The sequence below is a fragment of the Halorubrum sp. SD683 genome (assembly GCF_002135045.1).
GTDB classification, from domain to species: Archaea; Halobacteriota; Halobacteria; order Halobacteriales; family Haloferacaceae; genus Halorubrum; species Halorubrum ezzemoulense.
In genome coordinates this window covers 50868-64260 of record NZ_NEWJ01000008.1, presented here as the reverse complement: position 1 = coordinate 64260, position 13393 = coordinate 50868, and the positions used below count along the sequence as shown (strand labels likewise).

The 13393-nt window shown below is 68.8% G+C and carries 13 protein-coding genes and 2 pseudogenes; 12 read left to right on the top strand and 3 right to left on the bottom strand.

Annotation, left to right across the window (positions count from 1 at the left end; genetic code table 11):
- Positions 1-73 (bottom strand): annotated as a pseudogene (locus B9G49_RS16150) (IS6 family transposase); the annotation flags it as partial.
- A 174-nt stretch (positions 74-247) separates the two neighbouring features.
- Here B9G49_RS16150 and B9G49_RS04400 point away from each other — a divergent pair.
- The 7 genes from B9G49_RS04400 (at position 248) to B9G49_RS04370 (ending at position 8695) form a co-directional block, all read left to right on the top strand.
- Positions 248-1543 carry an ABC transporter substrate-binding protein gene (locus B9G49_RS04400; RefSeq protein WP_080508555.1) on the top strand — a complete coding sequence of 432 codons (1296 nt, stop codon included), beginning with the start codon at positions 248-250 and terminating at the stop codon, positions 1541-1543.
- Positions 1543-2394, top strand: coding sequence for an ABC transporter ATP-binding protein (locus tag B9G49_RS04395; protein ID WP_086215550.1), 852 nt, complete (start codon positions 1543-1545; stop codon positions 2392-2394). Before B9G49_RS04400 ends, B9G49_RS04395 begins: the two co-directional genes overlap by 1 nt.
- On the top strand, positions 2394-3227 hold the full coding sequence (locus B9G49_RS04390; RefSeq protein WP_129452547.1) for an ABC transporter ATP-binding protein: 834 nt from the start codon (positions 2394-2396) through the stop codon (positions 3225-3227). The genes B9G49_RS04395 and B9G49_RS04390 overlap by 1 nt, the downstream gene beginning before the upstream one ends.
- Positions 3228-5306, top strand: coding sequence for an AMP-binding protein (locus tag B9G49_RS04385; RefSeq protein ID WP_086215549.1), 2079 nt, complete (start codon positions 3228-3230; stop codon positions 5304-5306).
- Positions 5307-6260 (top strand): branched-chain amino acid ABC transporter permease, encoded by a 954-nt coding sequence (locus tag B9G49_RS04380; protein WP_049930529.1) that lies wholly within the window; start codon positions 5307-5309, stop codon positions 6258-6260.
- Positions 6261-6347: 87 nt separating this feature from the next.
- The gene (locus B9G49_RS04375) at positions 6348-7394 is read left to right on the top strand and encodes a branched-chain amino acid ABC transporter permease (protein ID WP_086215548.1); all 1047 of its coding nucleotides are present in this window, start codon (positions 6348-6350) and stop codon (positions 7392-7394) included.
- A gap of 137 nt (positions 7395-7531) precedes the next feature.
- Positions 7532-8695: a phenylacetate--CoA ligase family protein gene (locus B9G49_RS04370; RefSeq protein WP_049930533.1), complete on the top strand. Its 1164-nt coding sequence runs from the start codon at positions 7532-7534 to the stop codon at positions 8693-8695.
- A 55-nt stretch (positions 8696-8750) separates the two neighbouring features.
- Here the strand turns inward: B9G49_RS04370 and B9G49_RS04365 are convergent, their stop codons facing one another.
- Positions 8751-9596, bottom strand: a complete 846-nt coding sequence (locus B9G49_RS04365; RefSeq protein WP_086215547.1) for an amidohydrolase family protein — start codon at positions 9594-9596, stop codon at positions 8751-8753.
- Positions 9589-10062: a PaaI family thioesterase gene (locus B9G49_RS04360; RefSeq protein WP_086215546.1), complete on the bottom strand. Its 474-nt coding sequence runs from the start codon at positions 10060-10062 to the stop codon at positions 9589-9591. The genes B9G49_RS04365 and B9G49_RS04360 overlap by 8 nt, the downstream gene beginning before the upstream one ends.
- Positions 10063-10198: 136 nt before the next feature.
- Between B9G49_RS04360 and B9G49_RS04355 the strand changes: the two genes are divergently transcribed.
- From B9G49_RS04355 to B9G49_RS16660, 5 genes and pseudogenes are all read left to right on the top strand, one after another.
- The gene (locus tag B9G49_RS04355; protein ID WP_086215545.1) at positions 10199-10771 is read left to right on the top strand and encodes a peroxidase-related enzyme; all 573 of its coding nucleotides are present in this window, start codon (positions 10199-10201) and stop codon (positions 10769-10771) included.
- A 159-nt stretch (positions 10772-10930) separates the two neighbouring features.
- Complete coding sequence (locus B9G49_RS04350; protein WP_086215544.1) at positions 10931-11671, top strand: helix-turn-helix domain-containing protein; 741 nt, start codon at positions 10931-10933, stop codon at positions 11669-11671.
- A gap of 67 nt (positions 11672-11738) precedes the next feature.
- Positions 11739-11930, top strand: coding sequence for a hypothetical protein (locus tag B9G49_RS04345; protein ID WP_049930539.1), 192 nt, complete (start codon positions 11739-11741; stop codon positions 11928-11930).
- 182 nt (positions 11931-12112) lie between these two features.
- Positions 12113-12460: pseudogene (locus B9G49_RS17320) on the top strand (alkaline phosphatase family protein); the annotation flags it as partial.
- An 85-nt stretch (positions 12461-12545) separates the two neighbouring features.
- On the top strand, positions 12546-13346 hold the full coding sequence (locus B9G49_RS16660) for an alkaline phosphatase family protein (RefSeq protein WP_198943810.1): 801 nt from the start codon (positions 12546-12548) through the stop codon (positions 13344-13346).
- The last annotated feature ends 47 nt before the right edge of the window (positions 13347-13393 follow it).

Genomic DNA, 13393 nt, shown 5'->3' with positions numbered 1-13393 from the left:
GTGTTGCTTCTCGCTCCACAAACTCTAAGTTGATATCGTCTAAACAGCCGTTGAGGCGGTCGTTTTTGGGCATAGAACACTTTGAAAACGCACCGCCTCACCTTTCAATCCTTATCTGAACACCGCCGACCGGATCGCTCCGCGCGGTGCTCTCGAGCGCCGCGGCGACCGAAGGACTGCCCGCAGGCGAGTGAATCCATCCCTAATGATTATGTAGTACGTGGCTCTGGGTGGTAGGTAGATACTCATGACAAATGATAACACAGGGGATCCGACGAGGCTGTACCGGCGGCGCAACGTCCTGAAGAGCGGTGCCGCCGGAGCGGCGACGCTGGCGCTCGCCGGATGTATCGGCGGCGGGGACGGCGGAGACAGCGGAAGCGGCAGCGGCGGCGGAGGGAGCGGGGGGATGCCCGATTCCGTTACGGTGCCCGGGATATACGACGAGAGCGGCGCGACTTCCGACGTGGGCCGGCCGACGGCCATCGGCTCTCGCGACACCATCACGTACATCAACGAGAACGACCTGTTCGACGTGAGCATTGACCATCCGAACAACGACTACGCCTACGAGGTGCCGCAGGCCCAGCAGTACTACCAGCAGTACACCTCGGAGTCGTCGCCGCCGCTGATCATCGGCTGGGGGACCGCCGACACCGAGGCGCTGGCGGGCACCGTCGCGGACGACGAGGTGGTGTACGTCTCCGCGTCCTACTCCGCGAACCTCGTCACCGAGGAGTTCCCGTACAACTTCTTCGGGAACCTCGATTACACCAGCCAGGCCCGCGCCCACCTGCGGTGGATCGCGGACAACGACCCCGAGGCGACGGTCGGGTTCATCTTCTCTAACACGGCGTTCGGGCGGTCGCCCGTCGAGGGCGGCAAGCAGTACGCCGAGGAGCTCGGGCTCGACGTGGCCTCGGACATCAACCTCCCGCTGACCGCCAACTCCGCGACCACGCAGCTCAGACAGGCCCGCGACCAGGAGATCGACTACCTCATCCACCAGAACACGTCCGCGCCGATGCGGGTGCTCTTGGAGGACCGACAGGACATCTACCCCGACCTGACGGTGTGCGGCCTGACCTACACCGTCGACGAGCGCGTGGTCCAGCAGTCGCCCGACATCTTCGAGGGCGTGCGATACGTCAACGCGTTCCGAACGTTCCAGGGCGCTCTCGACAGCGGCGGCCGGGGCGCGGAGATCATCGAGGCGAACTTCGAGCGCGAGGGGCGCAGCATGGACGACCCGGAGGTCGCCCAACTCAACTACGTGCGCGGCGTGATCCACGCGCTGCTCGCGCTGAAGGGCCTGCAGAACGCGGCCGAGGCCGGGAACGACGTCACGACCGGGCCGAACGTCAGACAGGGGATGTTCGGCATCGAGGACGACGACATGTTCGGCCTCGCCGAGCCGTTCAGCTACGCGGAGGACGACCGGCGCCCGACGATGAACGGGCGGCTGTTCGAGGTCACCGACGGCAGCCTGAGCTTCGACACCAGCGTCGAACTGCCCCGTCGCGACTCCTGGATCGGACTGTGATGGCGACCGACGAGCAAACGACCGCGGACGCGACGGCCGCGGCGGGCGACGGCGATCCACCGGTCGTCGAACTCGACAACGTCGAGATCGTCTACGACCGGCACTTCCTCGCCGTACAGGGCGTCTCGATGTCGGCCAGCGAGGGCGACATCGTCGCGCTGCTCGGCCCGAACGGCGCCGGGAAATCGACGATACTGAAGATGATCAGCGGCATCGGGCGGAGCGAGCGCGGCGAGGTCACGCGGGGTCGCGTTTTCCTGCGCGGCGAGGACGTGACCAACTACGGCGCCAACGAGATGGTCGGCCGCGGCATCACGCACATCCTCGAAGGAAGGCGGGTGTTCGAGGACCTCACCGTCGAGGAGAACCTCCGGTGCGGGCTCTACCGCGAGGGCCGCCGGTTCCGGTTCGACGAGGACGACTACCAGATCGCCTTCGAGTACTTCCCGCAGTTGGAGGACATCTTAGACCTCAAGGCGGGCTACGCCAGCGGCGGGCAACAGCAGATGCTCGTCATCGCGCGAGCGCTCATCCACCGGCCGAACCTGCTCCTGTTGGACGAGCCGTCGCTCGGCCTCGCGCCGAAACTTGTCAGGGACATCTTCGAGACGCTCGTGGAGATCAACAGGAAGGAGAACATCACGATGCTCATCGCCGACCAGAACGCCAAGCGCACCCTGGAGATCGCCGACTACGGCTACGTCATGGAGAACGGGCAGATAGAGCTTCACGACCCGGCCGACGATCTCGTCCAGCGCGAGGAGATCAAGGAGTTCTACCTCGGCACGTCCAGCGAGGACTCCCGCTACACCGACATCAGGCACTACAAGATCCGCAAGAGGTGGACCTGATGAGCGCAGATCAGGAGGCCGAGACGCGGGCGGCGGCGCTCAGAGGCGGGACTCACGTTTCTCCCGAGGACGCCGCGATCGGCTGCCGGAACGTGACCAAGACGTTCGGCTCGATCACCGCCGTCGACGACGTGGACCTCGGTGTCGCCGACGGCGAGTGGGTGTCTATCGTCGGTCCGAACGGGGCCGGGAAGACCACGCTGTTGAACATCCTCAACGGTTTCTACACGCCCGACGCCGGGAGCGAGGTGTTCCTGAACGGCGAGGAGGTCAGCGGCAGGCCGGAACACTACCGCGCGCGCCACGGCATCGGGCGGACGTTCCAGGGCTTGGAGCTGTTCGAGAGCGAGGACGTCTTAGAGAACGTGATGACAACCCGGGCCGTCGCCGAGCGCCCGAACGTACTCTCGGCGATGCTGTACTACGGGACCGGCCGGAAGACGGAGGCCGAGAACATGCGGTTCGTCGAGGAGATACTCGACTACCTCGAGCTCTGGGAACACCGCCACACGACGGTGTCGACGCTGCCGCTCGGCGTCCAGCGGCGCGTGGACCTCGCCCGCTCGCTCGCGCTCGAACCGGACGTGCTCCTGCTCGACGAGGCGATGAGCGGGCTCACCTTCGACGAGAAGTACGACATGATCCGCTTCCTGACCGACCTCCACGAGGAGGAGGGGCTGACGCTCGTGATGATCGAGCACGACCTCGAAGTCGTCACCGCCGTCTCCGAGCGGATGATCGTCATGCAGAAGGGCGGCGTCATCGCCCGCGGGCCGCCCGAGGAGGTGACGAACGACCCCGAGGTCGCCCGCGTCTACACGGGGGTCGAGTAGATGGCGGCCGACAACGCCGAGAGCGAGGGCGTCGAGTCGGGCGACTCCGACGACTCGGGGCTCTCCGTCGAGCGCGTCCTGACCGCGCCGGAGGGCGAGTCGGTTCCCATCGTCTCCGACCGGGCGCTCCCCGAGATCCTCATCGACCACGCCGCCGAGCATCCTGACGACATCGCCCTGCGCTGGAAGCGGTACGGAGTCTGGCAGGAGTTCACCTGGGAGGAGTACTACGACCGGGTGGAGCGGTTCGCGCTCGGCTTAGAGGAGTACGGGTTCGGCGACGAGGACGTGCTGTTCACCATCGGCTACAACCGCCCGCACCAGCTGTGGGCGTGGATCGCCGCGCAGTCCCTCGGCGGGATGGCGGCCCCGAACTACGAGGACATGCTGCCCGAAGACATCGAGAAGCAGCTCCGACTGCTCGAGCCCGAGGTGGTGTACGCGGAAGACCAAGAGATGGTGGACAAGCTCCTCCTCGTCTCGGGCGACGTGCCGTCGCTGTCGACCATCATCTACCGGGACGACAAGGGGATGTTCCGGTACGAGAACGGCGAGAAGACCGAGCCGGGCGACCCGGAGATCGTCGCCTACGAGGACGTCGAGGAGCGCGGCCGCGAGCGCCGCGAGTCCGGGACCGTGAGCGACGACTACCTCGCGTCCGAGATCCAGGCCGTGCCCGCGGAGGCGACCGCGATGCTCGCGCCCACGTCGGGGACGACGGGGATGCCGAAACGCGTCCGGCTCTCGCATTTCAACCTCGTGAACCTCGCCAACGCCGCCATCGACATCGACCCGCTGCCGAAGGAGTCGGACTACTTCTCCTACCTCCCGATGGCGTGGGTGGGCGAGCAGATGATCCTGCTCGCGGCCGCGTTCGTCGCCGGCTGGACCGCGAACTTCCCCGAACAGCCCGAAACGGAAGAGGAGGACCTCCGCGAGATCGGCCCGGAGATCATCTTCTCGTCGCCGAAGCGGTACGAGGCGTGGGTCGCGGATATCAAGGCGAAGGTCGAGAACACCACCCGGTTCAAGCGCTGGGTGTACGAGAAGGCGACGAGCATCGGCGAGAAGTACGCCGAGTACGTCATCGGCGACAGGAACGACGAGGAGCCGCCGGCGTGGCTGCGCGGCGCCCACTGGCTGTCGTACTGGGTGGCGTACCGCCCGATACTCGACAAGATCGGGCTGAAGCGCGCGAAGAACGTCTACACCGGCGGGGGCCCGCTCGGGGAGGACCACTTCGAGTACTACCACGCGATGGGCGTCCCGCTCAAGCAGATCTGGGGGCAGTCCGAGGTGTGCGGCTTCGTGACGATGCACCGCGACGACGATGTCCAGGTCGAGACGGTCGGCGAGGTGTTCCCGAACGTCGAGGTGGGCATCACGCCGGGCGGTGAACTCCTCGTCCGCGGCCCGGTCGTCACCTCCGGCTACTACGGGATGCCGGAGAAGACGGAGTCGGCGTTCGAGGACGGCTGGCTCCACACCGACGACTTCGGCGCGCTCACCGACGACGACCACGTGCGGATCTTCGACCGGATGGACGACGTGTTGGAGATGAGCGACGGCACCGCCGTCGCGCCGATCAGCGTCGAGACGAAGCTGAAGTTCAACCCCTACGTGAAGGAGGCGATGGTCGTCGGCGACGACCGCGCCGAGCTCACCGCGGTGCTGAACATCCGGTACGACAACGTCGCGGAGTGGGCCGACCAGCGAGACATCCAGTACGCGGGGTACAGCGACCTGACGCGGAAGGAACCGGTCTTAGAGCTGCTTCGCGGAGTGGTCGCCGAGACCAACGAGGACCTCGACAACCCGATCCGGCGGTTCGTGCTCCTGTTCAAGGAGTTCGACGCCGACGACGGGGAGCTCACCCGCACCGGGAAGCTCCGCCGCGAGGTCGTCGTGGACCGGTACGGCGACCTCGTGACCGCCCTGTACGACGGCAGCACCGAGATAGCAATGGAGCTCACGATCACGTACCAAGACGGCAGAGAGTCCGATGAACGCGGCGTCATGCGCATCGTCGACGTGGACCAACCGGTCCTCGACGACGACCGCGAACTGGAGGTGAGCTAGATGGTCGACTGGGTCACGTTCATCGACATCTCGCTGAGCGGACTCGGACTGGGCGCGCTGTACGCGCTCGTGGCGATGGGCTTCTCGCTCATCTACAAGGTGACCGGCGTCCTGAACTTCGCGCAGGGCCAGATCGCGATGATCGGCGCGTACGGGGTCGTGGTCTTCGGCACGGCCACCGTGCTCCCGGCGGCGATCCCCGCGTGGGCCGCGGTGCTCGTGACGGTCCTGCTCGGCCTCGTGCTCGGGCTGGCGCTCGAACGCGTCGTGTTCCGCCAGTTCATCGGCGAACCGGTGCTGTCAGTCATCATCGTGACGCTGGCGCTCGGCAGCATCCTCGAGGGCGTCGTCTTCTTCCTGTACGGCCAGAACGCGCAGGCGTACCCGTCGGCGCTGACGTTCGGCGGCCAGCTCAGCCTCCCGCTGGGCACCTCGATACAGGCGGCGTACGCCATCGCCGTCGCCATCGCGCTCGTCGTCGTCGCCGTGCTGATGCTGTTCTTCCGCGAGACCGTCACCGGGTCGATCCTCCGGGCGTCGGCCAGCGACGAGCAGGCGGCGATGGTGCTCGGCGTCTCGATCGAGCGCACCATCGCGCTCGCGTGGACGCTCTCGATCGCCATCACCGCCATCGGCGGCATCCTGCTCGCGACCTCTAGCGGCGGGGCGGCGGTCTCCATCGAGAACACGGGGATCATCATCTTCGCCGCCGTCGTGTTGGGCGGCCTCGACAGCATCCCCGGGGCGTTCATCGGCTCGATCGTCGTGGGCGTCCTCCAGGAACTCGGCTCGTACTACCTCGTGGGCGGCACGGCGGTGTACGTCCCGTTCACGGACGTTCAGGCCAACTTCGGCGCGGGGTTCGGGGAGATACTCCCCCTCATCCTCCTGCTCGTCGTCATCCTGGTGAAGCCGTACGGCCTGTTTGGCACCGAGCGGATAGAGAGGCTCTGACCATGAACGGACACAGTTCGCGCGCCACGCGGCGCTCCGGCGGCGTACCGACGACTCGAACGGCTGCGGCCGAAGGGGGGTGGTCGCATGCCCTGCGGTGAGTACTTCACCGACTACGAGTCGCGGATGGGCCTCGTCCGGTGGCGGACGCAGAAGATCGCGCTCGCCCTGGGGCTGCCGATCCCCTTCATCGCGCCGTTCCTGCTCGGCGGCGGGACCGTGACGCTGCTGACGCAGGCGTACATCTTCGCCATCGCGGTGTTGGGGCTCAACGTCATCCTCGGCTACGCGGGCGAGATCGTGCTCGCGCAGGGCGCGTTCATGGCCATCGGCGCGTACAGCACGAGCAGGCTGCTCGCCGTCGGCGCGGGGCTGTTTCCGGCGCTCGCCGTCGGCGGCCTGATCTCCGCGCTGGTCGCGGTCGGCTTCGGCCTCCCGTCGTTCCGGGTCAAGGGGTTCTACATCGCCATCTCGACGCTGGCGCTCCAGTTCATCGCCGAGGAGTGGTTCTTCGTGAACCCGCAGCTCGCGTTCATCCACGGCGGAACGACCCAGTCGGTGCCCTCGAACGTGGGCCTCGTCGGCCCGGTCGGCGCCCTCGGCACGACCATCGACAAGTACCTGCTCGCGCTGGTGCTGTTGTTAGTGTTCGCGCTGCTGTCGCTGAACCTCTCGCGGACCGGGATCGGAAAGACGTTCCGCGCCATCCACGAGAACGACCTCTCCGCGTCCGTCCTCGGTGTCAACGTGTTCAAGAACAAGCTGCTCGCGTTCGCCATCGGCGGGTTCATGATCGGTGTCGCGGGCGGGCTGTTCGGGTTCCAGATCGGCTTCATCAACGCGGAGTACTTCACCCTCGGGCTCACGCTCGAACACTACGTCATGCTGCTGTTCGGCGGCCTCGGGCGCGTGTGGGGGGCGCTGCTCGGCGTCGGCGTCGTCACGCTCGTGCAGGACTACCTCAACGACGGGCTGAACTACCTCGCCGACCTCACGGCAACCAACGCGACCGCCCTGCTGCCGGTGTTCTTCGGTTCGATCATCATCGTCGTGCTCGCCGTCGAGCCGAAGGGGGTGTTGGCCGGGCTGGGCAAGATCAAGGAGTACCTGCGCACGTGGCCGTTCGCGTACTGAGCGCGACGGCCCGCGCGCCGCGATACGGTCGCGTCGCTCCCGTCTGACCTGACGCGATCCGTCTGATCTGACGCGGTCGACTTCGACGCCGCGCCCGTGACGGAGATTTATGTGCCAGTTTTTCGTGTGTTAACGCGATGTACGACGACAGCACACTGGCTGCGGTCGGGGAGCAGTTGGAGCGGGTCGCCGACCGCGACTTCTACGCCGAGAAGTTCGCGGACGCGGGCGTCGACCCGACGGCGGTTGACTCGTGGGCCGACTTCCGGTCGCTCCCGTTCACCACGGCGGGGGAGCTCGAGGCCGACTTCGAGGCCGCGCCGCCGAGCGGGTCGCTGTACGACGGCGCAGCCATGGTCACGTTCTCGCCGATGGGCGAGCAGCTGCGACCGGTGTTCGACACGGCCGACGACCTCGAGGCCCAGGCCGCCGCCAACGCGGACGTGCTCGAACGCGCCGGCGTCGAGCCCGGCGACCGCGTCGTCAACACGTTCGGTTACGAGCTGTTCGGCACCGGGTACGTGCTCCATCGGGCGCTCGAACGCCTCGGCGCGGAGGTGTTCCCGCTCGGCCCCGGCGACTCCGAGCAAGCCGCCGCCACCATCGAGGCGTACGACGTGGACGCCGTCGTGGGCAACCCGAGCTTCGCGCTGAAGATCGGCGCCGAGGGCGGCTCGGTCGACACGTTCGTCGGCGCGGGCGAGCCGTTCACGTCGATCCCCGGCCGCCGCGAGGCGGTCAAGGACGCGCTCGACGCCTCGACCGCGGTGGACTACTTCGGTACGCGGCACATCATGCCCGTCGCGGCCGAGACCGCGGCCGAGGACGGCCTCCGCGTCGTCGACGACTACGCGGTGGTGGAGGTCGTCGACCCGGACACCGGCGAGGTGCTGGACGCCGGCAAGCGTGGGGAGGTCGTCGTGACGCACCTCAGGAAAGCGGGGGTTCCCCTTGTGCGCTACCGGACCGGCGACCTCGCCGAACTCGCGGTCCGGGACGGGACGGTCGTGCTGCCCGACGGCGTCATCGGCCGCACGGACGAGCGGCTGAAGGTCAAGGGCGTGAAGGTGTACCCGGAGAGCATCGAGACGGTGCTCGCCGGCTTCGAGGGACTGACCGGTGAGTACCGCGTCGAAGTGTCCCAGCCCGAGACCACCGACCGCCTCGTCGTGATCTGCGAGGGCGAGGCCGACGCCGACGAACTGCGCGCGGCGCTCGGCGACCGCCTCATCGTGACCCCGGACGCCGTCGAACTGGTCGCCGACCTCGACGAGCCCGGCGTCGTGGACGAGCGGTACTAAGCGCCCGGCGAGCATCGGCGTCGCTCAGTCGCCGTCGAGGAGGCGGCATCGTCGCTCAGTCGCCGTCGAGGAAGCGGCGCGCGGTCCGAGAGAACATGTTCCGTTGCGCTTCGACCGGGAGATCCCGCGCAAGCAGGTGCTCTCGTTCCCGGGCGTACGGATACGGAATGTTCGGGTAGTCGGAGCCGTACATGACCGACTCCGAGAGCTCGATCAGCGTCTCGTCGGCGACCGTCGCCGGGTCGAACTCCATGTACGTCTCGGCCACGCTCGACATGGCGAAGGTGGTGTCGAGGAAGACGTTGCCGTTGTCGCGGGCGAGTTCGACGAACGCGTCCACCTCGTACGTCCCCATGTGCGCGGCGCACACCCGCACGTCCGGGTAGGAGGCGAGGAACGACTCGAAGCGCTCGACGCCGACGTGGGGGCTGTCCTCGAACATCGGCGCCGTCCCGGCGTGGAGCAGGACCGGCACGTCGCGGGCGGCGACGGCCTCGTAGGCGGGGTCGAGCCGCGGGTCGTCGGCCGCGAACCCCTGGACCGGCAACTGGAGCTTCAGGCCGCGGGCCCCGGCGTCGAGGGCGTCCGCGACGACGGTCCCCGGGTCGTCGTCGCCGGCGTGGACGGTGGCGAACGGGACCGCCATCTCGGAGTCCGCGGCAGCCTCGATCACCCACTCGTTGAGGTCGCCCGCCGTCCCCGGGCGCGAGGCGTACGGGAGCGCGACGTACCGCTCGACGCCGGCGGCGGTCAGTGCCGCTTCCATCCGGTCGCGGTCGGTCGGGTGGTCGAACGTCCAGCCCGCGGCCTCGCCCAGCGCCTCTCGGATGGCGGCCATCAGCCGCTCGGGCATCAGGTGGACGTGCGTGTCCACGACGCCGTCGACGGGGAACTCAGTCATCGGTGAGCTTGTAGACGCCCGTGCCGGTCGCGCAGACGGCGTCCCCGGACTCGACTTCGACGCTCGCCACGCCGATGTCGGCGCCGCGGCGGTCAACCGTTGCCGTCGCGTACAGCGGCTCCCGGCCGGCGGCCTCGAGGTAGTTCACGCGGAGGTCGATGGTGGGCGTGAACGCCTCGCGCCCGCCGACGAAAACGGCGGCGCCGGCGAGGTCAACGAGCGCGCTCACGACGCCCCCGTGGACCGCGCCGAGGTCGGGGTTGCCCACGAGTCCGGGATCGAACGGCAGCTTGACGCTGGCGCGCTCGGGTGTCACGGCGAGCACCTCCAGGTCGTGCCGACGGTGGAAGGGGACCTCGCCGTACAGCCGCTCCACGACCGCCGTCCGGTCTGCCTCTCCCGAACTCGGCGCCGGCCGGCGGTCACTGTCGCCGGCTCCCGGACCGGCGTCGCTCGGGTCGGGCATGCGTGTGCCAACGCACGGCACGCCCCCGCATAAATCAACCGCCCAGGTCGACGAGACCGTTCGAGACGTTGGAGAGCGGCGAAGCGATGGGTAGTCCGGGGGAACGGCTTTGTGGTCACGGCGCGCGCTTGGGGGTATGAACGAGGACGCGATGCGACGGTTCCCCGTGCCCGACTACGAGGATCTCCCCGAGGACCTCCGCGACCGCATCGACGAGGAGACGGAAGACACCGGATTCACGCCGAACGTGTTCTCGGCGTTCGCGTACAAGCCCAGCCACTTTCGGGCGTTCTTCGCGTACCACGACGCGCTCGTGTCCGACACGCCGCTGGCTCGGGAGGAGGTCGAGATGATCGTCGTCGCGGTGTCGGGCGCGAACGACTGCCTCTACTGCGTGGTTGGCCACGGCGCGCTCTGTCGGATCTACGCGGGCGCGCCGAAGCTCGCCGACCAGCTCGCCACGAACCACAGGCAGGCCGACGTCTCCGACCACCACATGGCGATGCTCGACTTCGCCGTCACGCTCACCGAGTCGCCCGAGGCCGTGACTGACGAGGACGTACAGCGGCTCCGAGACGCCGGCTTCTCCCCGGAGGAAGTGTGGGACATCGCCTCCGTGGCGGCTTTCTTCAACCTCTCCAACCGCATGGCGACCGTCGCGGACATGCGTCCGAACGACGAGTTCTACGCGATGGGGCGCAGCGACTGACCGCGCCCGCGCCGCCGACGCGCCGCCACCGCCGATGCGCCGCCACCGCCGACGCGCCGCCACCGACGACGCGCCGCCACCGACGACGCACCGCCACCGACGAGGACGGCTCGCGACCGGTCCGGAACCCGTTTGAACCTCGGCGACCTCGAATCGGCCATGCGGGAAGTGACGTTCCGGATCCACCACGCGGGGGAGCCGGAGTGCGAGGTGAGCGCGCGCCACCCGGAGGTGCGGTACCGGTCCGTCTCTTCGATGACCGGCAGCGGGTCCGAGCGCAAGCGGATCGCCGAGCTCACCGGTCCGGCGGCGGAGATCGCGGCGTTCGTCGAGGACTTCCGCGAGTTCGACCTGATCGTGTCGGCCGAGCCGCTCGCGCCGATCGAGGGCGCCCACGCCTACGTCGCACTGACGATCGACGTCTCGGCCGCCGACTGGGACGGGATCGGCGAGCGGTTCTCGCGGCTGGGGATCCACTACCGGACGGGGACGACCATCTCCGGCGGCGTCGAGCGCTGGACGGCGTACCTGGAGGACGACGACGACCTCTCGGCGGTGATGCGCGAGCTCGAACGCGGCGGGAACGAGGTGGAACTGGCGCGGAACGTGGAGCTCGCGTCCATCGAGCGCTCGCCGCAGCTCCCCGCGTCCGGCCTCCTCGACGGGCTCACCGACAGGCAGCGCGAGGTCCTCGCCACCGCGATCGCCGCGGGCTACTACGACCACGGCGGCGGCGTGGGCGTCGAGGAGGTCGCCGCCGAACTCGGCCTCGGCTCGACGACCGTCTGGGAGCACCTCTCTCGCGCCGAGTCGTCGGTGATGAACGCGCTGTTCGATCGCTTCGCGGAGGGCGAGCCGGTCGACGCCGCGTACGGGGGAGACCGGACCGACTCGCCGTGAGCCGGACTGATCGCCCGCGAGCGGGGCCGGACCAACGCTTTTGTAGCTTCGGGACGGAGCGCCGCGTATGGACGAGGGAACGGTGACCGTGCCGGACGAGCAGTACGAGCGGCTCGCGGCCCTCGCCGCCGCCCGCGGCGTGAGCCCCGAGACGCAGTTAGCCCGGCTCATCGACGACGCGTACGCCGGCCTCGACGCGGACGGCGACGCCCCCGAGTCGCTCCCGCTCGGCGTCTGCGACGGTTCCGACGAGGAGTGAGCCGAGCGGCGGCCTGACGAGCCGTCCGCGAGCCGCCGCGCCGGACTCGGGGCCGGCGCCCCGCCCCGCCGGCCCCCTCGCGGCCACGCCGAGAGGCGCTCGCCGAGGACCGACGAGACGCTCACGACAGGTTAAGAAACGATCCGCCCGGAGGGGGTCGGGACCTCTCTACGACCGCTACCGTGTTTCGAGACGATATCGAGCGGGTCCTTCGAGACCGTCAGCAGCGCGACGGCTACCTCTTCCCGGCGTACGAGGACTACTGCTTCGGGAACGTCCCGGACACCGTCCGATCGGTGCTCGACGCCGGCGGCCGCCGCGCCCTCCCGAGCGACGTGTTCGACGGCGTCGAGACGGACGTGGACACGGTCGTCCTCCTCCTCGTCGACGGGTTCGGCCTCGACGGCTGGAAGCGCCACCGTCCACGGTGTGGCCTCCTCGACCGGCTCACCGAGGCGGGAACGGTGACCCCGCTCACCTCGGTCTACCCGTCCGAGACCGCGGCGGCGATCACCACGCTCGAGACGGGGCGACTCCCGTGCGAACACGGGTGCGTCGGGTGGAACATCTACGACCCCCGGTTGGACACGGCCTTCCTGCCGCTCGGGGGGGGATGTGAAATCGGGCGCGGCGGCGGAGCGAGTCCCCAAGGGGTCGGTCGTCGGATGCGAGTCGCTCTACGCTCGGATGCGCGACGCGGGGGTCGACTGTCACCGCCTCCAGCCGTTCGACGCCGGCGGCGAGGACGTGACCCAGCACGTCTACGACGGCCTCGGTTCGTTCGGCGAGCGCCTGTCGGCGGCGGTCGTGGCGAGCGGCGACCCCGGATACGTCTACGCGTACGTGCCGCACGTCGGCCACGTCTCCCACGCCGAAGGCACCGACGGCCGGGCGTACGGCGAGACGGTGGCGACCGTCTGCGAGCAGGTCACCGCCGCTCTGCGGCGGGTCGATCGGCGGACCGCGGAGCGGACGCTGCTGCTCGTGACGGCCGACCACGGCCACGTGAACACGGACCCCGACGCCAATCTCGACCTCTCGGCGAACGAGGCGGTGACGGGGAACCTCCGACGGCATGCCGACGGCACGCCGGTCAAGATGTCCGGCAGCCCCCGCAACGTTCACCTCCACCTGCGACCGGGAACGGTCCCGGACGCGCGGCGAGCGCTCTCGGACCACGACGCGCGGACGTTCACCCGGCGGGAGGCGATCGACCGCGACCTCTTCGGCGACCGCCCGGTCTCAGACCGGTTCCGACGGCGCTGCGGCGACCTGATCGTCACGCACCGCGACTCGGGAGTGTGGTTCGGCGACGTTGAGCCGGAGAAACTGTCGTACGTCGGGATGCACGGCGGGCTCAACCCGGCGGAGATGCTGGTCCCGTTCGCGGCGGCCCGCGCCTCGGCGCTCGACTGACGCGGCGCGCGGTCCGGACTCGACGCCGGCCTCTGCCGGGTGTCTTT